This window comes from Mesorhizobium sp. M7A.F.Ca.CA.001.08.2.1, assembly GCF_003998455.1.
Lineage (GTDB): Bacteria > Pseudomonadota > Alphaproteobacteria > Rhizobiales > Rhizobiaceae > Mesorhizobium > Mesorhizobium ciceri.
Genome location: NZ_RZPW01001211.1, coordinates 1 through 1,072, shown reverse-complemented (window position 1 = coordinate 1,072; position 1,072 = coordinate 1). Strand labels below are relative to the sequence as shown.

The following is a 1,072-nucleotide window of genomic DNA, read 5'->3' as shown; positions in this document are numbered from 1 at the left end:
GGACAGGGCTGCCCCATGGCGTTGCGTGGTTGTCGATGCGCATCTGGAAGATGAAATAGGTCGGCGAGCAGAAGCCGATGCCTCTGACCTTGCCGATGCCCGGCGTGTCCGGCGGCAGCGATTGGCACATATAGTCCTCGCGGCAGAAATGATCGGCCGAACAGGCCGGCCGGTTGCCGCGATTGACGGCGCCGCCAAGGCATTGGTCGAAATTGTTGGTGGCCACGCAGATGTCGAATTTCTTGCCGCCGACCAGCCCGCAAATCTCGTTCGGCATCGGCTTGCCGGCTTTGAAGGCCGCGAAGGAGCGGTCCTTGTCGTCGCAGCCGCGATAGGCGATGCCGCCAGGCACGCCGATCTTCGGCGGTCGGCAGGTGTAGGCGGTACGGGAAATGTCCGAGGCGAAGGCCGCGAACTGGCCCGATTTGCTGTAGCGGTCGTTGAAAGGCTGCGCCGCATTGCTGGCGATCGAGCCGGTCAGGCAGGGATGACCGGAAAACAGTTTTTCGCTGTCTTTCGGCAGCAGGCATTGCGCCAGTTTCGTGTGCACGCCCGAAGCGGTGGCCAGCGGCGTGCAGACGGTGCCGCCGCCGCATTGCCAGGTCGCGCCGAACCGCGCGGCATCTTCCGGCATCAGGCACGGCATGGCCATCTCGGCCGGCGCGTAGTCGACCGCGGCGTCCGTCCAGGCTGCCGGCGGCGCAAAGGAGAGCGGACGGAAGCGGTTCGGCTCCCTGCCCTCAGCTGTAGCGCGCAGCCAGGCCTGGCGGCGCGGGATCTCGGCATGAAGATGCGGCGAAATCCCGACCTCGATGCGGTTCAACGGCGATGTCGTCTCGTCGTCAAGGCCGATGAAATGGAAGCCGGCAGTGGAGCCGGCCTGATGGCAACCTTGGCAGGCGCCATTGTCCAGCCGCTCGACCAGCGCTTCCGGCGTGCGCACCAGTTTCAGCGTGGAATAATCGAGCGATGCGAATTCCTTGGGCTGGAACAATTGCGTAAACGGATGATTGGCCTGCCGCGCGCTGCCGAAGGTCGACCATGAGATGATCTTTCTGGCCAGGAACTCGTC

General features: G+C 64.5%; 1 pseudogene. It reads right to left on the bottom strand.

Annotated features, from left to right (window positions below):
* Positions 1 to 1,072: pseudogene (locus EN914_RS36260) on the bottom strand (hypothetical protein); the annotation flags it as partial.